This window comes from Myroides sp. LJL115 (assembly GCF_054871665.1).
This window is the reverse complement of the sequence record NZ_JBTXLS010000009.1, coordinates 1-24,321: the sequence shown is the minus strand read 5'-3', so window position 1 is coordinate 24,321 and position 24,321 is coordinate 1. Positions and strand designations below refer to the sequence as shown.

At 31.6% G+C, this 24,321-nt stretch carries 21 protein-coding genes and 1 tRNA gene; 12 read left to right on the top strand and 10 right to left on the bottom strand.

Translation table 11 applies throughout. The features are described from left to right. Window positions 1-2 precede the first annotated feature (2 nt). Complete coding sequence (locus tag ACYSNX_RS03715) at window positions 3-890, bottom strand: M23 family metallopeptidase (protein WP_461753346.1); 888 nt, start codon at window positions 888-890, stop codon at window positions 3-5. A 190-nt stretch (window positions 891-1,080) separates the two neighbouring features. Between ACYSNX_RS03715 and ACYSNX_RS03710 the strand changes: the two genes are divergently transcribed. Further along, entirely contained in the window at window positions 1,081-1,299 is a 219-nt protein-coding gene (locus ACYSNX_RS03710; RefSeq protein WP_461753345.1) for a twin-arginine translocase TatA/TatE family subunit, read from the top strand. 100 nt (window positions 1,300-1,399) lie between these two features. Here the strand turns inward: ACYSNX_RS03710 and ACYSNX_RS03705 are convergent, their stop codons facing one another. Beyond that, window positions 1,400-3,523 carry a Tex family protein gene (locus ACYSNX_RS03705; protein ID WP_461753344.1) on the bottom strand — a complete coding sequence of 708 codons (2,124 nt, stop codon included), beginning with the start codon at window positions 3,521-3,523 and terminating at the stop codon, window positions 1,400-1,402. Between the two features lie 56 nt (window positions 3,524-3,579). On the opposite strand from ACYSNX_RS03705, the gene ACYSNX_RS03700 reads away from it, so the two are divergent. Beyond that, window positions 3,580-3,846 (top strand): DUF1294 domain-containing protein, encoded by a 267-nt coding sequence (locus tag ACYSNX_RS03700; protein WP_461753343.1) that lies wholly within the window; start codon window positions 3,580-3,582, stop codon window positions 3,844-3,846. Between the two features lie 60 nt (window positions 3,847-3,906). Here ACYSNX_RS03700 and rpiB read toward each other — a convergent pair whose 3' ends face one another. From rpiB to ACYSNX_RS03685, 3 genes are all read right to left on the bottom strand, one after another. Then, window positions 3,907-4,338: a ribose 5-phosphate isomerase B gene (gene rpiB, locus ACYSNX_RS03695; protein WP_461753342.1), complete on the bottom strand. Its 432-nt coding sequence runs from the start codon at window positions 4,336-4,338 to the stop codon at window positions 3,907-3,909. A 51-nt stretch (window positions 4,339-4,389) separates the two neighbouring features. Continuing rightward, window positions 4,390-6,003, bottom strand: a complete 1,614-nt coding sequence (locus ACYSNX_RS03690; RefSeq protein WP_461753341.1) for an AMP-binding protein — start codon at window positions 6,001-6,003, stop codon at window positions 4,390-4,392. Between the two features lie 182 nt (window positions 6,004-6,185). After that, window positions 6,186-7,082 carry a 3-hydroxyacyl-CoA dehydrogenase gene (locus ACYSNX_RS03685; protein WP_461753340.1) on the bottom strand — a complete coding sequence of 299 codons (897 nt, stop codon included), beginning with the start codon at window positions 7,080-7,082 and terminating at the stop codon, window positions 6,186-6,188. Between the two features lie 369 nt (window positions 7,083-7,451). Between ACYSNX_RS03685 and rnr the strand changes: the two genes are divergently transcribed. The 3 genes from rnr to ACYSNX_RS03670 all read left to right on the top strand — a co-directional run bounded on the left by rnr (window position 7,452) and on the right by ACYSNX_RS03670 (window position 11,073). Next, window positions 7,452-9,626, top strand: a complete 2,175-nt coding sequence (gene rnr, locus ACYSNX_RS03680) for a ribonuclease R (RefSeq protein ID WP_461753339.1) — start codon at window positions 7,452-7,454, stop codon at window positions 9,624-9,626. 2 nt (window positions 9,627-9,628) lie between these two features. After that, window positions 9,629-10,306 carry a head GIN domain-containing protein gene (locus ACYSNX_RS03675; RefSeq protein ID WP_461753338.1) on the top strand — a complete coding sequence of 226 codons (678 nt, stop codon included), beginning with the start codon at window positions 9,629-9,631 and terminating at the stop codon, window positions 10,304-10,306. Between the two features lie 89 nt (window positions 10,307-10,395). Then, on the top strand, window positions 10,396-11,073 hold the full coding sequence (locus ACYSNX_RS03670; protein WP_461753337.1) for a LysE family translocator: 678 nt from the start codon (window positions 10,396-10,398) through the stop codon (window positions 11,071-11,073). Window positions 11,074-11,178: 105 nt separating this feature from the next. Here ACYSNX_RS03670 and ACYSNX_RS03665 read toward each other — a convergent pair. Further along, window positions 11,179-11,252: transfer RNA gene (locus tag ACYSNX_RS03665), tRNA-Cys, on the bottom strand. Between the two features lie 87 nt (window positions 11,253-11,339). After that, window positions 11,340-11,696 carry a dihydroneopterin aldolase gene (gene folB / locus ACYSNX_RS03660; protein WP_461753336.1) on the bottom strand — a complete coding sequence of 119 codons (357 nt, stop codon included), beginning with the start codon at window positions 11,694-11,696 and terminating at the stop codon, window positions 11,340-11,342. A 132-nt stretch (window positions 11,697-11,828) separates the two neighbouring features. Here folB and ACYSNX_RS03655 point away from each other — a divergent pair, with 132 nt between their 5' ends. The 4 genes from ACYSNX_RS03655 (at window position 11,829) to ACYSNX_RS03640 (ending at window position 14,589) form a co-directional block, all read left to right on the top strand. After that, complete coding sequence (locus ACYSNX_RS03655; protein WP_461753335.1) at window positions 11,829-13,511, top strand: glutamine--tRNA ligase/YqeY domain fusion protein; 1,683 nt, start codon at window positions 11,829-11,831, stop codon at window positions 13,509-13,511. Window positions 13,512-13,617: 106 nt separating this feature from the next. Beyond that, on the top strand, window positions 13,618-13,959 hold the full coding sequence (locus ACYSNX_RS03650) for a YtxH domain-containing protein (protein WP_461753334.1): 342 nt from the start codon (window positions 13,618-13,620) through the stop codon (window positions 13,957-13,959). 15 nt (window positions 13,960-13,974) lie between these two features. After that, window positions 13,975-14,325: a phage holin family protein gene (locus ACYSNX_RS03645; protein ID WP_461753333.1), complete on the top strand. Its 351-nt coding sequence runs from the start codon at window positions 13,975-13,977 to the stop codon at window positions 14,323-14,325. A 12-nt stretch (window positions 14,326-14,337) separates the two neighbouring features. Then, entirely contained in the window at window positions 14,338-14,589 is a 252-nt protein-coding gene (locus tag ACYSNX_RS03640) for a DUF6327 family protein (RefSeq protein ID WP_461753332.1), read from the top strand. 82 nt (window positions 14,590-14,671) lie between these two features. On the opposite strand, the gene ACYSNX_RS03635 is transcribed toward ACYSNX_RS03640, so the two are convergent. The 3 genes from ACYSNX_RS03635 to gltX form a co-directional block, all read right to left on the bottom strand. After that, entirely contained in the window at window positions 14,672-15,643 is a 972-nt protein-coding gene (locus ACYSNX_RS03635; protein ID WP_461753331.1) for an SPFH domain-containing protein, read from the bottom strand. Window positions 15,644-15,746: 103 nt separating this feature from the next. Beyond that, the gene (locus ACYSNX_RS03630; protein WP_461753330.1) at window positions 15,747-16,280 is read right to left on the bottom strand and encodes a hypothetical protein; all 534 of its coding nucleotides are present in this window, start codon (window positions 16,278-16,280) and stop codon (window positions 15,747-15,749) included. 140 nt (window positions 16,281-16,420) lie between these two features. After that, a complete protein-coding gene (gltX, locus tag ACYSNX_RS03625; protein ID WP_461753329.1) occupies window positions 16,421-17,935 on the bottom strand; it encodes a glutamate--tRNA ligase in 1,515 nt (504 codons plus the stop codon). A gap of 2,506 nt (window positions 17,936-20,441) precedes the next feature. Here gltX and ybeY point away from each other — a divergent pair. The 3 genes from ybeY to ltrA all read left to right on the top strand — a co-directional run. After that, window positions 20,442-20,861, top strand: a complete 420-nt coding sequence (gene ybeY, locus ACYSNX_RS03620; RefSeq protein WP_461753328.1) for an rRNA maturation RNase YbeY — start codon at window positions 20,442-20,444, stop codon at window positions 20,859-20,861. Between the two features lie 40 nt (window positions 20,862-20,901). Further along, entirely contained in the window at window positions 20,902-22,779 is a 1,878-nt protein-coding gene (gene mnmG / locus ACYSNX_RS03615) for a tRNA uridine-5-carboxymethylaminomethyl(34) synthesis enzyme MnmG (RefSeq protein ID WP_461753327.1), read from the top strand. Window positions 22,780-23,294: 515 nt separating this feature from the next. Beyond that, the coding region (ltrA, locus tag ACYSNX_RS03610; protein ID WP_461753326.1) for a group II intron reverse transcriptase/maturase at window positions 23,295-24,321 on the top strand (1,027 nt) is incomplete at its 3' end.

Below are 24,321 nucleotides of genomic sequence, written 5' to 3'. Positions count from 1 at the left end.
TGTTAATCTAAGTCTATAAATAAGGAAGGGTCTAAAGGAAAACTATCCTTCCATAGTTCAAAATTAAAAAAGGAAATATTGTTATTATTAACATCGATTACATCGTGTTCTTGTACATCAAAAAGCCCTAAAACTTCTCCTGATTCCACTATATCATATTCATCTTTTATCAAACTTGTAAGATGCTTATATACTGAAACGATTCCGTCCTTATGTAAAACGGCAATCATATAACCGTCCTTTATATTCCACTGTGATAATAATACTGTTCCCTTTGCTATAGATTTAATTGGGGTCGTTCCAGTTAAAATAAAATCTAAACCGTAAGAAGAAGAGGCTGGATCAAACTTTTTAACCACCTCAGCATCTACTGGAGAGAACAAAACCTCACTAACCTTTGGAGTCGCCTCAGGAAACAAATTATATTTATCTTCTAAATGAACTAGCTCTCTCAATTTCTTATCGTTTTCACTTGGCGCTTTATGTTCTAAGGTTTGACTTGGATTTGCCGTTATCATTAACGAATCTATACTCCCAGAGGTTATTTCCACATCTCCTTTTAAAACTTGGGTTATACCATGAATGAACAAAGAGTTCCTTCTAGCTTCTGCCTCTAAGGAATCCACTTTTAAAGTAAGCTGAATCGTCTTTTGTTTTAAATCAGAAGAAGAATATCCCGGAATATATTCCTTAACTGGAGTAAGTACTAATAGAAGAACAGTTGATAAAATCATTACAAAAACAAGGGTAGTAACCCCCATCCACACATTTAAAATATTCAATTTAAAAGATTTAACATCTTCAAATGTGCGATCATTGACTATAACTATTCGATACTTATCCAAAAGCTTAGTCTTCCACCTTTTAGGCCCAGTCCCTGTACTTGACATATGTTATTTTTTAATAAACAAATATAATAATTCTAATACTTATGTAGCTAAATATAGCCCTTTATTATTCAATAAATGCATTGTAAAGACCATCTAGTTTTCTTAAATGTTTAATAATTTTTGCTATAAAGAATTGATTTCCATTTTTCTTACTATATTTGTATAACATAATGTTTCAAATAAATTTAAAATGAACTCATTACAGGTATTTTTAGGGGTAGTAGGTCCTTGGCAAATTATTGTTATTGTAGCAATAATTCTTTTATTATTCGGAGGTAAGAAAATTCCAGAATTAATGAAAGGTTTAGGTAGCGGAATAAAAGAATTTAAAGATGCTACAAAAGAGGACACTTCACAAACCTCTTCTAAACAAAGCAATCAAAACGATACTACTAAGTCAGAACAATAGTTTATTCTGAACCACAGGTCATAACACGCGCTAAATATTTTATTTAGCGCTTTTTTTATTTCTAGGATTTATAAATAATAAACCCTAGAAATATATATTTTTAAAAAATCAATGTAAGCTGAATTCTCTTTTTAGCAACATCTACATCGGTAACTTTGACCATTAAGTGTTGATGAAGTTTGACTACTTGATTCACATCACTTACAAAATCCTTTTGTAAAGCAGAGATATGGATTAACCCACTTTCTTTGATACCTAAATCAACAAAACAACCAAAATTAGTAATGTTATTTACAATTCCAGGAAGAACTTGTCCGATTTTCAAGTCGGTTATCTGTTTTACACTTGGATCAAATTCAAATACTTTAGCAGGCTTTCTTGGATCTAGACCTGGTTTTTCTAATTCTTTAAGTATATCGATTAAAGTATGTTCTCCAATTTTATCTGAAATGTAACTTTTAATATTTATTTTATTGATCATTTCTTTGTTGGAAATTAGATCCTCTAAGCTCACCTTAAGATCTTTAGCCATTTTTTTCACCACTGGATAAGATTCTGGATGAACTGCAGAATTATCTAATGGATTATCTCCTTGAGTAATGCGAATAAATGCAGCAGACTGCTCAAAGACCTTTTGCCCAAATCTTGCTACTTTTTTTAATTCTTCCCTATTGGAAAACCCTCCATTTTCCGAGCGATAATTAACAATATTCTCCGCCATCTTAGGTCCTATTCCTGATACATAAGACAATAAAGAAGTACTAGCAGTATTGACATTTACTCCTACAGAGTTTACACATCTCATCACTACATTATCCAATTCTTGCTTTAATAAAGTAGGATCTACATCATGCTGATACTGTCCAACACCAATACTTTTGGGATCTATTTTCACTAACTCTGCTAAAGGGTCAATAAGCCTTCTCCCAATAGATACTGCTCCTCTTACGGTAACATCGTAATTGGGAAACTCTTGTCTTGCAATTTTAGATGCAGAATAAACAGAAGCCCCAGCTTCATTTACAATGAATACTTGAACTGGTTTATCAAAAGCGATTTTCTTTATAAAGAATTCAGTCTCCCTGGAAGCTGTTCCATTACCAATAGCTATAGCTTCAATTTGGTAAGAATTAACCATTGATCTAATCTTCTTCATAGCCATAGTAGTATCCTTTTGAGGAGGATGAGGAAAGATGGTTTCATTATACAACAGATTTCCTTGTTGATCCAAACAGACCACTTTACATCCACTTTTGAATCCTGGATCAATAGCTAAGATTCGTTTGTGCCCTAGAGGAGATTGTAATAATAACTGGGATAAATTATCAGCAAAAACACCTATTGAGTTTAAATCAGCCCTTAATTTGGCTTGATTTAATGCCTCTGTACTTAGTGCAGGTTCCAACAATCTTTTGTAACTATCTTCAATAGATTGCTGCACTATTTGGGCAGAATCTCCATCGTTTTTAAGGATAGTGTTCTCTATAAAATCTAAAGCTTCTTGTTTCTCAATAGTTGCACTAAATTTAATATACCCTTCTTTTTCAGCTCTTAGAATTGCCAATAATCGGTGAGAAGGAATTCTATGTAAAGGTTCATTCCAATCAAAGTATTGATTATATTTTTGAGCTTCTTCTAGATCGGCCTTTGCTTTAACTACTTTTGTTTGCACGCTAGAATTACGTTCAAATTTTGAACGCAATACCTTTCTTACATACATATTTTCATTTATCCACTGTGCAATAATATCTTTGGCCCCATTTATTGCCATTTGTCTATCTACTACATTACCTTTTACAAATTTTTCGATAGTTTTAGATAAATTAGAGGCATTTTGAGCCATGATTATCTTTGCTAATGGCTCTAACCCATTTTCTTTAGCAATATCAGCTTTGGTCTTACGTGTCCTTTTAAAAGGAAGATAAATATCTTCAATTTCTAATAAATCAAAACTCCCAAGGATTTTTTCTCTTAATTCGTCACTTAATTTTCCTTGTTCCTCTATAGCTAAAATAATAGCCTCTTTTCTCTTTACAATACCTTGGTATAATTGCTGGTATTTTGCTATTTTTTCAATTTCAACTTCATCTAAATTTCCTGTTCTATCCTTTCTATAACGAGCGATAAAAGGAATGGTACAAGATTCATTTAATAATTCAAGGGTATTTTCAATACTCTTAGTCGGAGCACTTAGTATTTGCTGAATAAACTCGATAAGGGTCATAATAAATTATTTTTACAGTAGCTAAAATACTACCTTTGATCCAATAATTTTGGCTTATGAAATTTTTATTCATTTACTTATTCATTATAAACTACTTAGCCTTTACCATCTTTGCTCATGACAAAGAACAAGCGATAAAGAATAAAAGGCGAGTAAAGGAAAAAAACCTACTTACTTTATGTTTTTTTGGAGGAAGTATTGGAGGTTATTTAGCAATGAAAAGGTTTAGACACAAAACTTCTAAAAGCAATTTTATGCTTAAATTTTATGGTCTTGCCCTATTTCAGGGTATACTTCTATTTATGATTTTGAAACGAGGATAAAAAAAAACGTTTGTATAAAAATTTATACAAACGTTTTCTTATTTAGTATTCTATTTAAGATTAGCAACAGCTAATTTTATTTACTCTTAAAGCATGTCTACCATTTTCAAATTCTGTATTTAAAAAGGCTTCTACCATACAAACAGCTTGTTCTATAGAAGTAAAACGCGCAGGTATACTAATTACATTGGCATCGTTATGTAAACGTGCAAGCTCTGCAATTTCTTTTGTCCAACATAAAGCACAACGAACATCTTGATGTTTGTTTGCTGTCATGGCAATTCCATTTCCGCTACCACATATTACAATACCAAAATCTACTTTGTTATCTTGAACATCTTGTGCAACTTTATGCCCAAAATCAGGGTAATCTACAGACTCAAAGCTATCTGTTCCATAATTAACTACCTCATGTCCCTTAGATTCTAAAAACTCTACTATTGCCTTCTTATAAGCAGGACCAGCATGATCATTACCAATTGCTATTTTCATTGTTGTGTTGTGTTGTTATTTATAAACTACAAATTTAAAACAATTTTCTTTTTAAAGTTGCAATTCTTTGGTTGCAATCTCTCTCATTTCAACTTTTCTAACTTTTCCTGAAATAGTCATAGGAAATTCAGATACAAACTTCCAATATTTAGGGATGGTATAATGCGCAATTTTTTGATTACAATAATTTTGAAGGCTATTGGGTGTCTCTTGACATCCATTTTTTAAAATAACCCAAGCCATAATTTCTTCTCCAAATTTTTGACAAGGCACTCCAATTACTTGAACATCCTTAACACTTGGGTGAGTATATAAAAAATCTTCAATCCATTTTGGTGAAATATTCTCTCCTCCCCTAATGATTAAATCTTTTATTCGTCCAGTAATAGATATATATCCCTCTTGGTCCATGATGGCTAAATCTCCCGAATGCATCCAACCACTTTGATCTAAAACTTCTTGTGTCTTTTCTGGATCATTCCAATATTTCAACATAACAGAATATCCTCTTGTACATAGTTCACCTGCTTGTCCACGTGGTACTATTTGTCCTGAAAGTGGATCTATAATTTTAATCTCTATATGATCTTGAACTGTACCAACTGTCGTGGTTTGTTTAACTATATCAATTCCGATTCTACTTTGAGTGGAAACCGGAGAAGTTTCTGTCATACCATAACAAATACTTATTTCTTGCATATTCATTTGCTCTTTAACCTTACGCATTACAGACTCTGGGCATAAAGAACCAGCCATTACTCCAGTACGCAAAGAACTTAAATCATAGTCTTCGAAATTAGGTAAATCCAGTTCAGCTATAAACATTGTTGGCACTCCATATAAAGAAGTACATTTTTGGTTTTGTACACACTCAAGAGTCAAACTTGGGTCAAATCCGTCGTTTGGAATCACTATGGTAGCCCCATGAGAAGTGCAACATAAATTTCCAATTACCATTCCAAAACAATGATAGAAAGGAACAGGAATACACACTCTATCTTTATGGGTGTAATTTAAGCGTAAGCCAATAAAATACCCATTGTTTAAAATGTTGTGATGAGTTAAGGTAACTCCCTTAGGAAATCCAGTTGTTCCAGATGTATATTGGATATTTACAGGATCACCAAATTGTATACTATTTTCAACAATTTCTAATTCTAAATCACTAATTCGATTGGCATTGGTTAAAAGCTCTTGCCACTGTTCTCCTAAAAAAACTACTTTTTTCAAACTAGGGACATTATCCATTACCTGAGAAATAAGGCTTTTATAATCACTACTTTTAAAGCGAACAGCTGATACTAATAAAGAAATACCGGATTGATTTATAGCAAATTCTAATTCAGAACTACGATAAGCAGGGTTTACTGTCACTAGAATAACCCCAATGCGAGCAGTAGCATATTGTAATAATACCCATTCATAACAATTGGGAGCCCAAATACCTACCCTATCCCCTTTCTTAATTCCAGAGGACAAAAGGCTTTTTGCTAAATCAGTGGTTTGCTGATAAAATTCACTATAAGTGGCATGATAATCTTGATAAACACTAATAACTGCAGGATTATCTGGGAATTTATGAGAAATCCTTTTTAAATTTTGACCTATAGTTTCTCCTAACAATGGTGTTTGGGAAGCACCATGTACATAAGAAATGTTTTCCATATATAAATAATTTTGTTGGCAATTGCCAATTTACAAAATTTTATATAATTGCCAATAGAAATTCGTTATATCTTACTATTTATCCAATCAAACACACAATCTACAATACTATAAGGTGGATTTTTATAAAAATCACAATACAAAACTCTCAGACTAATCTCTTTTTAAATCTAATTTAACTCTTATTTCAAAAAATCTTTGTTTTTATAAGCAGGGTTAGGATAGGAATAAAACCCTTGATTGGTACTCACACCCAATTTATTTTTATCAATAAATTCACTTTTCAAATATGCAATGGTTTTTATAGCCATTGGATCCTTTAAGCTATCGGCTTTTATTTTATTTATATTATATACTGTAGTAATACCAACAATATCTAAAATTGCAAAAGGTCCCATTGGAGCTCCTGTTGCAATCATCCAAGTTTTATCTACCGTAGAATAATCCGTTATATCATTTACTACTAAATTAGTGGCTGCCTCTAAAAAAGGAACGAGCAAAGAATTTAGAATATAACCTGGTTGTTCTTTCTTTAAAGGTAAACCAACCATACCAATTGATTCTGCAAAAGAAACTACTAAGTCAAATACTTCGGGATCAGTTTGATCACTTCCCATTATTTCAGCTGTATTATGTATCCAAATTTCATTAGCAAAATGTAAAGCTAAGAACTGCTTAGGACGTTTTGTTGCACTTGCTAACTTACTCGGTAATAGAGTAGAGGAGTTGGTAGCAAAAATTGTCTTTTCAGGAGCTACACTAGAAAGTTTATGATAAAATGCTATTTTAATTTTTGGATCTTCTGGTACTGCTTCAATCACTAAGTCTGCATTTTTTGTAGCTTCTGCCAAATCTGTATGATAAGATAAGTTTTGCTTAGCCTTTTGTAATTCTTCTGCACTAACTCCTAAAGTATTTTGATAAATACGCGCTAACTCCTCCCATTTTTTTCTAGCGTTTTCTAAAGCCTGCTCATTTATATCATAAAGAGAAACTTTATATCCTTTATATGCTGTTTGAAAAGCAATTTGAAAACCTAATACACCACTTCCAGCCACGCAAACATTTTCTATTGTCATAATTTTATGTTTTTTGAGTATAAATAACGGGTAGATATTCTATGGTTAATCTTAAAAGATTAAAGACAAAAACTCTGTTAACTAATATACTAAAAAACAATAAGTATACGCAGAGATTTATATTTTAATAAGTCAGCATTCCCATTAAAGACAGAATACAAAAAATATTTTCATCCATTTTAAACTAATAGAGAAATTTCTTTTTTCGATTATTTTAATGTCCCTAAAATATATTTATAGAAAAGTATAATAAAAAAACATAATAAATTTATAATTTATCCGTATAATGTGTTTAAAACGCATTGTATTTTGTACATTTAAACTAAAATTTTCAGTACAAAGTACTGAAATGAAAAATAGAAGAAAAGAATGGCAAAAAATTTTAAAAATAAAAAGAAGAAAGACTCTGATTTATCTACTAAGATTCTCAAAGTTCTTTCTAAAAGCGCCAATAAGAGCTTAAATTACAAACAAATAGCAGCTAAATTAGAAATAACAGATACAGCTGGTCGCAATCAAATAATTCGCGATCTAAAATTCTTACATTCCAATCAAAAAATAGAAGAAACAGAACCAGGAAAATATAAATTTATTGGTCAATCTAATTATTACGAAGGACAAGTTGATATGACTGCGCGTAAGACAGGATATTTTGTTTGTGAGGATTTAGAAGAAGATGTATTTATCCCTAGTAATAATTTAAATAAAGCCTTACACGGAGATACCGTTAAGGTGTATATTTATAATAAACGCAGAGGTAAAAAACCAGAAGCCGAAGTTGTTGAAATTATAAAAAGAAATAAAACTCAATTTGTTGGGGTTATTGATATTCAGCCAAATTTCGCTTTTGTATCTACAGCTAATCCAAAAATGTATACGGATATTTTTATTCCGAAAGATAAAATAGGGGAGGCCCAAAATAAAGATGTTGTTTTAGTAGAATTAGAAGCTTGGCCAGAAAGAGCAGATAGTCCTTTTGGAAGGATCCTACGTATTTTAGGAAAACAAGGAGAACATAATACTGAAATTCATGCTATCCTAGCGGAATATGGTTTACCAGCAGAGTTCCCAGCAGAGGTAGAGGAGTTTACTCAAAAGATTGATACTAGTATTCAAGAAGAAGAGGTATTAAAAAGAAGGGATATGCGTGAGGTTCTAACCTTTACTATTGACCCTAAAGATGCTAAAGACTTTGATGATGCATTATCTTTTGAAGAATTAGAAAATGGTAATTACCAAATAGGTATTCACATTGCCGATGTTTCTCATTATGTAAAAGAAGGAACAATCTTAGATCAAGAGGCTTATCAAAGAGCTACATCTATTTATTTAGTGGATAGGACAATTCCAATGTTACCTGAGGTACTATCTAATTTTGCATGTTCTTTACGTCCAAATGAAGATAAGTTTACCTTTTCTGCTGTTTTTGAATTAAATGACAAAGCACAAATTGTAGACAAATGGTTTGGAAGAACAGTGACTCACTCTAACTTTAGAATGGCCTATGAAGAAGCCCAGTATATCATAGATACACAAGACACTACTATTCCTAAAGAAATCTCTATTACAGAACAGGAACATACTGTAGCAGAACCTATCGCAAAGGCAGTACTTAAAATGAATGATTTAGCTAAACAGCTAAGAGAGGTACGCATGAAAAACGGGGCAATTTCCTTTGACAAAATAGAAGTGAAATTTAACTTAGATAAAGATGGTGTTCCAATTGGAGTATATTTCAAAGAAGGAAAAGAAGCAAATCACTTAATTGAAGAGTTTATGCTACTTGCCAATAGAAAGGTTTCAGAATTTATTGGAAAGCAGAAAAAAACTTTTATCTATCGTATTCACGATGAACCAGATCAAGACAAACTATTTGCATTACAAAATGTTATTTCGAAATTTGGGTATAGTATCAATTTAAAATCTAAGCAAAGCATCTCGTCATCTTTGAATCAACTTTTAAAAGATGTAGATGGAAAGCGCGAACAAAACTTAGTAGATACTCTAACTATTAGAAGTATGAGTAAAGCAAGCTATTCTACCAATAATATTGGACACTATGGTCTAGCTTTTGATTACTATTCTCACTTTACTTCTCCCATTAGAAGATATCCAGATGTGATGGCTCATCGTCTATTACAACATTATTTAGACAATGGAGCTTCAGTGAATCAAGAAGAATATGAACAAAAGTGTTCCCATACTTCTTCTATGGAAAACCTGGCAGCTTCGGCAGAAAGAGACAGTATTAAATACATGCAGGTGAAATACATGCAAGGCCAAGAAGATAAAGAGTTTTTGGGTGTAATTTCTGGAGTTACAGAATGGGGTATTTACGTAGAGATCCAAGAGAATAAATGCGAAGGTATGGTTCGTATTAGAGAAATAAAGGATGACTACTATGTATTTGATGAAAAGCAATATGCTTTAGTTGGTCAAAGTACTTCAAGCACGCTTCAACTTGGTGATCAAGTAATTGTAAGTGTAAAGAACGCCGATTTAGTAAAAAAACAATTAGACTTTAACTATATTAAAAAAGCATAAAAATGATAAAAAAACTAGCCTTAATTCTAAGCTTGACAGTGATCAGCATAGGATTTTCACAAAATACAAAAGACGTTGGTACTTTTAATAAAGTAAGTGTATTTGATCAAATTAGAGTTACTTTAGTAGAATCTCCATCCGGATCAAATACTATTGAGATAAAAGGAAGCGATGCAGATAATGTAAATGTGATCAACAAAAATGGTCATCTAAAGATTAAAATGAACTTTGCTAATAGCTTTCAAGGTGATGACATCAAAGTAACATTATACCACAATGGTATCAATGAAATTAATGCTGGAGAAGGTTCAACTGTTCGTTCAAATGAAATTCTAAGTTCAGTTGCAATGGATTTACAAGCTAAAACTGGTGCCTTAATTGATATTGAGGTACAAACAGACCGCCTAAATATTACAGCTGGTGCTGGTTCAGTTATCAAAGTAAGTGGACAGGCAAGTGTACAAAATATTGTTTCTAATTCTGGAGCAGATGTACAAAACAAAGATTTGCAAACTAAGCAAACTACAGTAACTGTAAATGCTGGTGGTAAGGCTAGCATTCAAGCAAGTGATTTAGTGGATGCAAAAACTAGAGCAGGAGGTAATATTTATATTTATGGTGATCCAAAAGTTATCAATCAGAAAAATATAGCTGGTGGAGTAATCAAAAAAGTTAAATAAGTGAATTATTACTTTTGAAATAAAAAATGTAAATTGCAAAAAAAAACAAATGCCAATTTTAAAGAAATTGGCATTTTTAATTGAATAAAATGTTAGATGACTTAATTACAGGTGTTTCTCTAGGTTTTTTCTTGAGTTTTATGATCGGGCCTGTTTTTTTTATACTTATTGAAACTAGTATTACTAGAGGCTTTAAAGCAGCAATTTCCTTTGACTTAGGGGTTATTATTGCAGATGCTATCTTTTTTTCCATCGCTTTTTTCAGCAGTTTTCGTCTTATTAATACCATTAAGGACGATCCTGCATTATTTATCTTTGGAGGTTTTATAATGCTTACTTATGGGGTAATAAGTTTTGTAAGATTAAAAAGAGTACAAGTAGATACTCTATTGCTTACTGCTCCAAACCTTAGAAAAGATTACCTTAACCTTTTTGTAAAAGGTTTCTTATTGAACTTTATCAATGTAGGGGTACTGGGTTTTTGGTTAGCTATTATCATAACTTTGGGGCCTAAAATGGAAATGGATTCTAAGAGGATGTTTACTTTCTTTGGCTTTACTATTTTAGCTTACTTTATTACTGATATATTCAAAATTGCTTTAGCCAAACAATTAAGAAAGAAATTGACCCCACATAATATTTTAAAAATAAAGAAGATAAGTAGCCTGGTATTAATTATTTTCGGGTTAGTAATAATGCTTAAAAGTGTTATTCCAATAAATAAAAAAGAAACTATTTCTCTACCAATGATAGATACACAGAAATAATAAAAGGTCCTTTTTTTAGAAAAAAGGACCTTTTATTATTTTATAAACCATGGATAGATTTACTATAAAACAAAAAAGCCTTAGTTTTCACTAAGGCTTTTTATTTGGAGGCATCGAGCGGATTCGAACCGCTGTAGACGGTTTTGCAGACCGCTTCCTAGCCACTCGGACACGATGCCATATCTCCGAATTGGAATGCAAACTTAGTGATTTTTTTTAAACTTCAAAACTATTGGAGCAAAAAAAAACCACTTTATTTACTGTTTTTATCTAAGTTCCTGCATCTCAACGGTTACCGATTCAACATCTCCTCCCACAGGTGGATTAATTTTTGAAACAGCTACATTTACTTGTTCAACCATTGGTATTTCTAGAAGAACCCTGTTAATTATCCTTTGACAAACATTTTCTAATAATTTAGAGCGAATAGCCATTTCTTCTTTTACGATTCTATTCAAATGTACATAATCAATAGAGTCACAAAGCTCATCTGAAGCAGCTGCATTTCTAAAATTTCCTTTGGCTTGCAAATCAACACGGTAATCCGAACCAATTTTAGCTTCTTCTTCCATACAACCATGAAAGGAAAAAACTCTAATATTATTTAACTTAATAATTCCCATTTAAAAAAACTTATTATTTAATAGCCATAAAATTACAACAATTTTTTGCCTATTAAGAAATCATGAATACAAAATAACACATTTTGAGTAGAAATTTGATACCTTTGTGTGTATATTTTATAAATTATATCCATGTCAACAAAAGAAAAATCATTAAACTTTATTGAGCAAATCATTGAAGAGGATATCAAAAATGGTATGCCAACTGAGAAACTTCATTTTCGTTTCCCGCCAGAACCTAATGGATATTTACATTTAGGCCATGCAAGTTCTATTTGTTTAAACTTTGGATTGGGATTAAAATACAATGCGCCTGTTAACTTGCGTTTTGATGATACTAACCCTTCCAAAGAAGAACAAGAATTTGTTGACGCAATTAAATATGATGTACAATGGTTAGGATACAACTGGGCTAACGAAGTATATGCATCGGACTACTTCCAACAATTATATGATTGGGCAGTAGAGATGATTAAAGCCGATAAAGCTTATGTAGATAGTCAATCTTCTGAGGAGATGGCACAACAAAAAGGAACTCCAAGTACTCCAGGAACTAATAGTCCATATAGAAATCGTTCTATTGAAGAAAATTTAGATTTATTTCAAAGAATGAAAGATGGTGAGTTTGATGAAGGAACTCATATTTTACGTGCTAAAATAGATATGACTCATACCAATATGCTAATGCGTGACCCTATTATGTATAGAATCATGAAAAAGCATCACCATAGAACTGCTAACGATTGGTGTATTTATCCAATGTATGACTGGGCACATGGAGAAAGTGATTACTTAGAAAGTATTTCACACTCTTTTTGTACTTTAGAATTCTTGCCACACCGTGAATTATATGAATGGTTTTTAGACCAGGTTGTAGACTCTAATAGAATTAGACCTAAACAAAGAGAGTTTGCACGTCGTAACTTATCTCATACCGTTGTAAGTAAGAGAAAATTAGCACGCCTTGTTAGTGAAGGACATGTTACAGGTTGGGATGATCCACGTATGTCTACTATTTCTGGTTTAAGAAGAAGAGGATATACTCCTGAATCTATCCGAAACTATGCAGACACTATTGGAATTGCTAAAAGAGATAATCTTATTGATGTTTCTTTATTGGAGTTTTGTGTTCGTGAGGATTTGAACAAAAAAGCACCAAGAGTTATGGCTGTTTTAGACCCTGTAAAACTAGTTATTACTAATTACCCAGAGGGCCAAAAAGAATGGCTAGAGGCAGAGAATAATCCTGAAGAAGAAACAATGACTTATAGGGAAGTTCCTTTCTCTAGAGAATTATATATTGAACGAGATGACTTTAAAGAAGAAGCCAATAGTAAATTCTTCCGATTAACTTTAGGAAAAGAAGTACGTCTTAAAAATGCTTATATCATCAAAGGTGAAAGCGTAGTAAAAGATGAACAAGGAAATATTGTAGAAATCCATGTAACGTACGATCCATTAAGTAAAAGTGGTAGTGGAACAGAGGAGAGTAAACGTAAAGTAAAAGGAACTATTCACTGGGTTTCTATCCCGGATGCTATTGAAGCAGAAATTCGCATTTACGACCGTTTATTTGTAGATGAGAATCCAGATGGAAATAAGGAAATAGATTTCTTAGAATTTATTAATCCAAATTCTCTACAAATCGTAAAAGGATACTTAGAGCCGAGCTTAGCAAAGGCTAAAGAAGGGGATAAATTCCAGTTCCAACGTTTAGGATATTTTTGTGTAGATAAAGATAGTTCACAAAATAATATCGTTTTTAACAAAACAGTTGGGCTAAGAGATACGTGGGCAAAAGTTGATCAAAAATAATTAGCTTTTTTACTAAACGATAAAACAAATCGCTTTAACTTTTTTTTAACAGTTAAGGCGTTTGTTTTTTTATAACTTAGAGTAATTAATTTAAAAAACTATTGTTATGTCAGATCGTTTAGGAAGCACGTTAATTGCTGTTATTGCAGGAGCTGTAGTAGGAGCAGGGTTAGGAGTATTATTTGCTCCAGAAGAAGGAAGAAAAACTAGAAGAAAAATTCAAAAATCATTCGATTCATCTAAAGAAGAATTCGAGGATAAAATTGATGAACTTAAAAAACAAGTTAGAAGCGTTGTAGAGCGTAAGAAAAATGACTTCGAAGGAAATTTTGATGAATTTATTTCTACTACAGGTAAGAAAAGAGATGAAGTAATTTCTGCTTTAGAAAAGAAATTAGCTGAATTAAAAAAAGAAACTCACCACGTAGCAGAACAAGTTAAGAAATAAAACAAAAAAATAACAATGGCATTTAAAGATATCAAAAATGAAATAGGAGAAATTAAAACAAATTCGGAGGAATTTGTTACCTCCAGTTTAAACTACTATCGTTTATGGGGCTTCAAGGTGAGCGCTAAAGCTGGAAGTATTTTTATGACAATAATTCTCCTAAGTCTATTTCTAATGATGGCCATGTTATTCTTATCTCTTTTTGCTGCATTCGCTATTGGAGAGAGTATGCAACATAGACCTTTAGGTTTTTTAATTGTAGGTGGCTTTTATTTGTTGCTTACTCTATTGGCTTATCTACTTAGAAAAAGAATAGTAGAGAAACCTTTACTTAAAAAGCTATCTGAAATAATGCTTCAAGATTAAAACACATTGGCTATGATAAAAAAATCCTACTCCTCAATAGAGGATATAAATAAAGACTTAAATATTCTACGTATAAAGAGAGAATTACATTATCAAAAAATATTTCAATCTGTAGACATTATTAAAGAAGAATTAACACCTGATCAATTATTAAAGAGCTCAGTTGGCTCAATGGTCACTTATGTAAAATCTTCTGGAAGTTTTCAAGCATTTATTATTACAACAATCTTAAAACAAATTTTAAATCGTAGAAAAAACAAATAACTTAGTGATAAGCATAAAAAAAGGATACTACAGTAAATAGTATCCTTTTTTTATGTATTTATAAGCCTATATAAGCAACTTTTTAATCTAAGTCATCTCTTTTCTCATAGTTTTTATTTGAACGCTTAAAACCCTTTGAATTAGCTTCTTTCTGATTTTCATTAATATCCTGTAATGCTTTTCCACTTGCAGCGAAAGAAGCAACCATATTAGTCAACATATCAGAAGCTACCGTAGGTGAGTTTGGCAATAAGATTAAGTTACTACGAGTATCTGATCCTACACTTTGCAAAGTATCATAATGTTGTGTCACTACAATTAAAGCAGAAGCTTCTTGTGAATTAATACCTACTTTATTTAGAGTGTCTACACTTTCTACTAAACCATTAGCTATTTCTCTACGTTGATCGGCAATACCTTGTCCTTGTAAACGTTTAGATTCTGCTTCTGCTTTAGCTTTGGCAACAATTCTAATTCTACTAGCTTCTGCCTCGTATTCTGCTGCAACTTTCTCACGATCAGCAGCGTTAATACGGTTCATCGCGTTTTTTACTTGAATATCAGGATCAATATCTGTTATTAAGGTATTAATAATGTCATAACCATAAGTAGTCATTGCTTCATTTAATTCTGCTTTTACAGCAATGGCAATATCATCCTTTCTTTCAAATACATGGTCTAAAATTAATTTTGGTACCTCGGCGCGTACCACATCAAAAACGTAAGAAGTTATTTGATCATGTGGATACTCTAACTTATAAAAAGCTTCATAAACTTTCTCTGGAATAACTTTAAATTGCACGGATACTTTTAACTTAACGAAAACATTATCCTTTGTTTTTGTTTCAATTAAAACATCCAATTGTTGAATTCTTAAATTCAGTACACCTGCCACACGATCCACTAAGGGAATCTTCAATTGTAATCCAGAATGTCTAATACTATTAAACTTACCGAATCTCTCTACTATGACAGCAGATTGCTGTTTAACGGTAAATAAGCCTAAAAATATCAGAACGACAATTGCGAAAATGATAAATACTGTTGAAAACATATTTTTTTATTTAAATATAGTAATTTTAATTTAGGTTAAATCTATATTATATAGATAAATCAACCACTAATGCCTTTTTTAAAAATTAGAGTAATAATAATAGTTATTTTTTAAATATAATATTGACAAAGAGAAGATCTAATGCATCTTCTTCCAAAGCATCTATTTCAGGAAAATACTCTTTTATCAAAGGAAGTAAAGATTTTACAGGTACAGCCAGCTCTAAAGTGGTCGCATTTTTATTTAATAAAATTGGGGTAACAGTTTTACCATCCTCTAGAGTAAAACTTAGGCGAAGTAAAATATGACTCCAACTAAATGGTATATCTAAAGCCTTACACCCCTCTTGAAAATGACTAAAAGTTCCTGTTAAATTGTTTTTTAATTCTAATACGTCCGCAGAACAATTAGGTAAAACTGGATAATCCATAGTAAAAATTGGCTTACCTATAAGTGGTTTAACCTCCACTACAGAAGGATTCCATTTACCTATTAAATCTTTCTTTACAAAGTTTTCCCATTGTTCGGTAACTCTATCTCCAATAGAATTGTCATTATGGGTACAACTGCCTAAGGCTAAAAGAGCTACAAGCAGTAAAATTGGAAGAATACGAGTGATTATTTTTTCTGATTTCATAATAATAGTTTATATAAAATTAAGAAAAAATTAAGTAATTATCCAATTATTTAAGCTTAAGAACTATATTAAAAAATCATTTCAAAAAAAAGAGTCGAAATATTTTCGACTCTTTTTTAATTTAGACAAAGTAATTAAGATTACTTTATTGTATTTATAGCATTTTGAATTCTTTGGATAGCTTTTTGTTTTCCAATCATTTCAATGATTTCAAATAAATCCGGTCCTTTTAATGCTCCAACCATACAAACTCTTAATGGTTGCATTACTTTGCCCATACCAATTCCTTGCTCACTAATCCATTGTTTTAAAGAAGCTTCAATATTTGTAGCTGTAAAGTATTCAATATTTTGAATTTCATTGGCTACATCACCTAAAATATCAGGTGTATCTTCTTTCCAATTCTTTAAAGCTTTAGGATCATATGATGTAGGATCTATAAAGAAAAAGTCAGATAATTCATAGAAGTCACTTACAAAAGTAGCTCTTTCTTTTATTAAGGAAACTACTTTTTCTATATATTCTATAGATGGACTTAACTCTTTATCTTCTAATACTTTTAAAAACTCTTGAGCTAGATCTTTATCCGATTGTAACTTTAAATAGTGTTGGTTGAACCATTTATTTTTCTCTGGATCGAATTTAGCTCCTGCTTTATGTACACGAGATAAATCAAATTTCTCTACTAATTCTTCTAGTGAAAAAATTTCTTGCTCACTTCCGTCATTCCAACCAAGTAATGCTAAAAAGTTTACCACTGCCTCTGGGTAATAGCCTTTTTCTCTATATCCACTAGATTCTTCCCCTGAAATTGGATCTTTCCAATCTAATGGGAACACAGGAAATCCTAATTTGTCTCCATCTCTTTTAGATAGCTTCCCATTTCCAACAGGTTTTAAAATCAATGGTAAATGAGCAAATTTTGGAGCTTCCCAACCAAAGGCTTTATAAAGCAATTCGTGTAAAGGTAAAGAAGGTAACCATTCTTCCCCACGAATTACGTGAGAAGTTTCCATTAAATGATCATCTACAATATTAGCTAAATGGTAAGTAGGCATACCATCACTTTTATATAAAACCTTGTCATCCAACAAGCTAGTATCAAATTTCACTTCACCTCTAATTAAATCATTTAAAACTAGAGTTGCTCCTACAGGTGTTTTGAAACGGATTACATAAGGTTCACCTTTCTCAATTCTACTAGCAACTTCTTGAGAGTCTAACACTAGAGAAGTTTTTAAATTTTCTCTAACTGTGTGATTATAAATGAAGGTCTCTCCATTTTTTTCTTTCTCGCTACGCATAGCATCTAACTCCTGTGCGGTATCAAAAGCATAATATGCCCAACCTTTTTCAATTAACTCTTTGGCATATTTAGCATATAATTCTTTACGCTCACTTTGTCTATATGGACCAAATTTTTCATTTAACCCAATAGTCTCGTCAGGAGAAATACCTAGCCAATTTAAAGCTTCCATAATATATTGTTCTGCGCCAGGAACAAATCTATTTTGGTCAGTATCTTCAATTCTTACATAAAAAATTCCATTATTTTGCTTAGCAAATAGGTAATTAAACAACGCAGTCCTAACTCCTCCTATATGTAAAGGTCCAGTTGGACTAGGTGCAAAACGCACACGAACTTGATTAGCCATCTTTTAAATTTTTACAAAGATAATATACTAAATAATTACAAGGACAATATTTCGAAAATTATCCTAAAATCTTTAATTCCGATAGTTTTAAATAAAAAGTAAAAAAGAGTCTATAAAAGAGAAAAAAAACACTTTTTAAATTCCAACTTAGTATTAAAATGTTCGTAAATATCGTCCCAAAAAAGGGTTGTTTTTATTTTCATTTTTTTACATATAAAGCCTTTTATTAATCTAAAATGATTTAAAAGTTGATTTTTGAATTTTAATGCTATATAGCTGATTTAAAGCATTGTAACACTTATCAACAACTATGTTTGTCCAATTTCCTAAATACTTAGTTTTCAAGCTTATAATAAATCAACAATTTTGTTAATAACTATGGAAACAAAACAATAACTATTTTTTGTTTTATTCAAAATTTTTGCAATACACTACATACAAGGACATTTCCAAATTTATTTACAAAAAAGAGTTGTGGAGATATCCATACTGTTATACACACTTATCCACAAAAAATAGGGTAACAAATTATCAAAAAACACCTGTTGATAAGCTAAATAAGGCCTGTTAATAACTTATCTAAAGGACTGTTATTCAAAAAAGTAAAAAATGATAATCTGTTGATAAGATTTAATAATTAATATAAAGAAATTTTGAAAAAAAAGTTATTGTACATATTAACAAGCTATATATACCATACCATTTTTTTTATTTTTAAAAATCTTTTATTATTTATTATTAGTAATGTTGATAAGGTTAATAAGTGAAAAAAATATTTTTCGCTAAAAAAAATAATAAGCCCTTAAAAGGCCTTAAAAAGCTTCTATATTTTTTATGATGTAGAAGTATAAATTATGGCGGTTTTATTTAAAAAAAAAAATACCCGTTACAGTTTCGTTATTTGGATATATACTTGGTGTAATTTTAAATATCGCAAGTATAAAGGCTTGTTGTTTTAAAAAAAATGCAAGAGTATACGTTTAGCTTTTCTAGTATTTTTTTTAAAAGCGAAAATGAAGGCTCATAATTTTGTTATCTGGCTACAGGGCTTACTTTTTTTATATATGACAAACAAATGGGCTTGATTTTTTTCAATAAAGGCGAGATCTGTTGCCATCCAATAGAGAATAGAATTTTGAGACTTTGATATTTCTAATTTTAAAAACTTAAATTAGAAATATCAAAGGTGTAGTACGCAGTTTTAATTTTGTGGATCAAAACAAATAGTTAAATGCTACTATTAAGTAGTTCTTGTATTTATCCTATTTGATTTTATTTCATAATTTTTTTTATAATGAAAAATATAAACGCTTATTTATCTTTTTTAAGTAGCTTCTATAAATGTCCTATTTAGTTTTTTTTTATTTTTGGAGTGTTTTATAGAAAATACAGGCTGCAAAAAATTTAGTGCGTTTGATCAATTATTTTTTAAGACTGTCTGTAGTTTGGTTATTCTGTTTTTTTTTATTTTTGGAGTGTTTTATAGAAAATACAGGCTGCAAAAAATTCAGTGCGTTTGATTAGTTATTTTTTTAAACTCTCTGTAGTTTGGTTATTCTGTTTTTTTTTATTTTTGGAGTGTTTTATAGAAAATACAGGCTGCAAAAAATTCAGTGCGTTTGATTAGTTATTTTTTTAAACTCTCTGTAGTTTGGTTATTTCACTTTTTTTTATACTTGGAGTGTTTTATAGAAAATACAAGGGGGTAGAAAATTTAGTGCGTTTGATTAGTTATTTTTTTAAACTCTCTGTAGTTTGGTTATTTTACTTTTTTTTATACTTGGAGTGTTTTATAGAAAATACAAGGGGGTAGAAAAATATTTTAATCTATAATTAGTTGGAAAAGATTATGTGGCTAATATAGAGGTCTTATATTTTTTCTTCTAGTTTATTGCAAACATAATGTGCTATTAAAATTATTTCATTTTGATAAAATTGCATTTTCAATTCCTTAAGTATAGTTATCGTATTTCAATTTTTTTTCCCCTAAAACTTTTTTATGCAAAATAGAAGCAATAGAAATATAAGTTTAGATTCTTTTTGGTAAGTATTTTACCAGTTGGATCGTTTCAAACTTTAATTAATAAAAAGATCAAAAGCGTTTTAATTTCTGCGCCTAGAGAATAGGGGGAGAGCTTAATTTTTTTGGTGAAAATTCTTTTATTCATTTTTAAAAGACTAATTTTACCTTAAGTCTACTAGTAGAAAGTTTATTTTTTTGAAGGCTTTGAGAGTAGCATATTTATATTTTTTTTTTATTCGTGTCGAAATATGCAATTTTCAGGAAACTATTTTTTTTATTCAGTTTCCTTGGAGGGGAATTTGTATTCTGTTGAATCTATTCCAGGATATTTTCTTTATTCGTAAGACTGCAAAACTAAATATATTTAGTAGCCTGATTTACTTATGATTATGTTAAAGAATTCATTTTTAGTCTCTTTTTTATTCTCCTTTTTAATTTTCATCGTACCTTTGCATATATTATAATTTTAAGATAAAAATTCATATGATAATTTTTAACTACGAGTCTGATTTTCAATTGTTTAACGAAAATAAATATAGAGAGTGGATTTCAAAAATTATTTCTTCTGAGTCTTTTATAGAAGGAGATATCAGTTATATTTTTTGTGATGACGAATATTTACATAAAATAAATGTAGAGTATTTAAATCATGATACTTTGACGGATATAATTAGTTTTGACTATACGGATGGAGATACCATTTCTGGAGATATCTTTTTGTCTGTAGAAAGAGTAATGGATAACGCGAAGGAATTTGAGGTAGATTTTGAGCAAGAATTACTTAGGGTGATGGCGCACGGAATTTTACATTATTGCGGGTATGGAGATAAAGATGCAGAGGAAGAAAGAATAATGCGTAGTAAAGAGGAAGAGAAAATAGCTATGTTCCACGTGGAACAATAGTATATTTTTAGTTTTTAATTTTAATGTTTCACGTGGAACAATGAGTATATTTCAAGATACATATGATGTAATAGTTGTAGGAGCTGGTCATGCTGGTTCGGAAGCTGCTGCGGCAGCTGCGAATATGGGATCAAAGACTCTTCTTATTACAATGAGTTTACAAAATATAGCACAGATGTCTTGTAATCCTGCTATGGGTGGGATCGCAAAAGGTCAAATTGTTAGAGAAATCGATGCTTTAGGAGGTTATTCTGGGATTGTGTCCGATCAGACAGCTATACAGTTTAAAATGCTGAATAAATCTAAAGGACCTGCTATGTGGTCTCCAAGGGTACAATCAGATCGCATGCGCTTTTCTGAAACTTGGAGATTAATGTTAGAGGGAACTCCTAACTTGGATTTTTATCAAGATATGGTGAAATCCATTTTGATTGAAGACAATAAAGTAAAAGGAGTTGTTACAAATTTAGGAATTGAAATTAAGGCCAAAACCGTAATTCTTACTAATGGTACTTTTCTAAATGGATTAATTCACATTGGTGAAAAACAATTTGGGGGAGGTAGAGCTGGAGAAGGAGCTGCCTTTGGTATTACGGAGGACTTAATTCAATCTGGTTTTATTTCAGGTAGAATGAAGACAGGAACACCTCCTAGAGTAGATGGTCGTTCTTTAGATTATTCAAAAATGGAAGTTCAACCTGGGGATGCTGTTCCAGCTAAGTTTTCATATTTAGATGTAACTAGTCCATTAAAGCATCAAAGAGATTGTTATATGACTTATACTTCTCCTGAAGTACATGATTTACTTAGGGAGGGATTTGATCGCTCTCCAATGTTTACAGGAAGAATTCAAAGTATAGGACCTCGTTATTGTCCGTCGATTGAAGATAAAATTAATCGTTTTGCCGATAAAGATAGACACCAAATATTTGTAGAGCCAGAAGGTTGGAATACATGTGAGATTTATGTAAATGGTTTCTCTACTTCCTTACCAGAAGAAGTGCAATTTAAAGCCATTCGTTCTGTAGCAGGTTTTGAAAATGCAAAGATTTTTAGACCAGGTTATGCTATTGAGTATGATTATTTTCCACCTACTCAATTAAAACATACTTTAGAAACGAAGCTTGTAGAAGGATTGTATTTTGCTGGGCAAATAAATGGAACTACGGGATATGAAGAAGCAGCTGCTCAAGGTTTGATGGCTGGTATGAATGCTCACTTAAAGATCAACGATAAAGAACCTTTTATTCTTAGAAGAGATGAGGCTTATATAGGGGTACTTATTGATGATTTAATTACAAAGGGGACAGATGAACCTTATCGTATGTTCACTTCACGTGCTGAGTATAGAACCTTATTGCGTCAAGATAATGCTGACTTTAGGTTAACGCCTAAGAGTTATGAATTGGGACTTGCAAGCGAAGCTCGCTTAAGAAGAATGGAGCACAAGTTAAAAGAGTCTGAAAACTTCGTACAATTCTTTAAAGAGACTAGTGTGAAAATTCAAGAAGCAAATCCAATTCTTGAAGAAAAAGGTTCGTCTTTAATGGTTCAACCAGACAAAATGTTTAAGGTATTTTCAAGACCTCAAATAGAGCTAGAAGATATTTTGAAGTTCGAAAAGGTTAAACAATATATAGAAGAGAACAATCTAGATCAAGAAATTTTAGAGCAAGCTGAGATTCAAGTTAAGTATTCCGGATATATTGAAAAGGAAAAAAACAATGCGGATAAGCTTACTCGTTTAGAAGATGTAAAGATTCCAGAGAATTTTGATTATGATAAAATAGTTTCATTGTCATTTGAGTCTCGTGAGAAACTTAAAAATATTAGACCTGTTACTATATCTCAAGCATCTAGAATTAGTGGAGTAACTCCTACGGATATTTCGATTCTTTTGATTCATATGGGAAGATAAAATAAATAATATATTTTAACTGAAGGGGTTTGTTCCACGTGGAACAAACCCCTTTTTTTAGTGTGCCCAGCATGGGTAGTAACTCTAGGGTGTAAGTCCCGAACACGCCTTTACAACGGGAAGTGTTAGCCAAATGCAAGGGTGTCCATCGCAAGGTGGAATCTGAAGGAAGCGCTAGGCAAACCCTTGACCTGACGAACAGAAACTATATCAGGCTCAATAATATCGGATAAGGTTGCTAAACAAACTGAAGTCCAAAGTTGTACGGAGATATTTAGGGTAAATATAGCAGGTATATGAGGGGAAAGTTACTGTTCTTACCTGGGGAGGTCTTACAGACATAGGAAAGTTTTTTTTTTTTACAGAACTATGGATAACAATTGCTGTAAGAAGTCAGCAGAAGTCATAGTAGGTATGGATACAAGCTTGGCAATACCAAGAAGTCTTACGAAATACTGAAGGACTGAACTTAATTTAAATGAGTAGTAAATGAATGTTACCTAATGAAGGAAGGAATGCAGAAAATATCAAAATATATTGATAACTACCTTGGAAAGGATAGGACGGAATCCGAAAGCTACCAAGGAGTGCAGACTTTTATTGGGATAACTGAAAACAACCTCATGGAAGTACATTTTAGTAGCGAGAATCTCCTTACTCAAATTCTTAGCTCCAACAATATGAACCTAGCCTATAAAAGGGTAAAGTCCAATAAAGGGAGCTATGGAATCGACAAGTTATCTACGGAGAACTTGCTAGAATGGCTCCGCAGTAACAAGGAGTCATTAATCCAATCCATAAATGACGGGAAGTATTCCCCTTTAGCCGTTCGCCGAGTTGAAATACCTAAAGAAGGAGGGAAAGTGCGACTACTTGGAATACCCACTGTGGTAGATAGAGTAGTGCAGCAAAGTATTGCTCAGATACTATCTCCTATCTATGAAAAGGAGTTCCATCCTAGCAGTCATGGGTTTAGACCTAAAAGAGGATGTCATACCGCTTTAAAAGAAGTGAAGAATCACCTAGATAAGGGATACCACTATGTGGTAGACTTAGATTTAGAGAAATTCTTTGACACGGTTAATCACAGTAAGTTAATCCAACTTCTATCTAAAAGAGTAAAAGACCCCCGAGTAATATCTTTAATCCATAAATACTTAAATGCTGGTGAACTTGGAAAAGGAAAATTCGAAGAGAGTACTTTAGGTGTTCCTCAAGGAGGTCCTTTAAGTCCTTTACTTAGTAACATTATGTTACATGAATTAGACATGGAACTCGAAAGACGAGGACTACGCTTTATACGCTATGCAGACGATTGTTTAATCTTCTGTAAAAGTAAAAGAGCTTGTAACCGCGTGAAAGAAAGTATCACTAAGTTCATAGAAGAAGTACTTTATCTTAAAGTAAATAAAGAAAAGACAACTACTGGTTACATCAGAGGAAAGAAATTCCTAGGATATAGTTTTTATGTAACTAAAGATAGGAAGTGGGCATTCTACATTCACTCTAAAAGTTATAGTAAACTCAAAGAGAGGCTCAAGG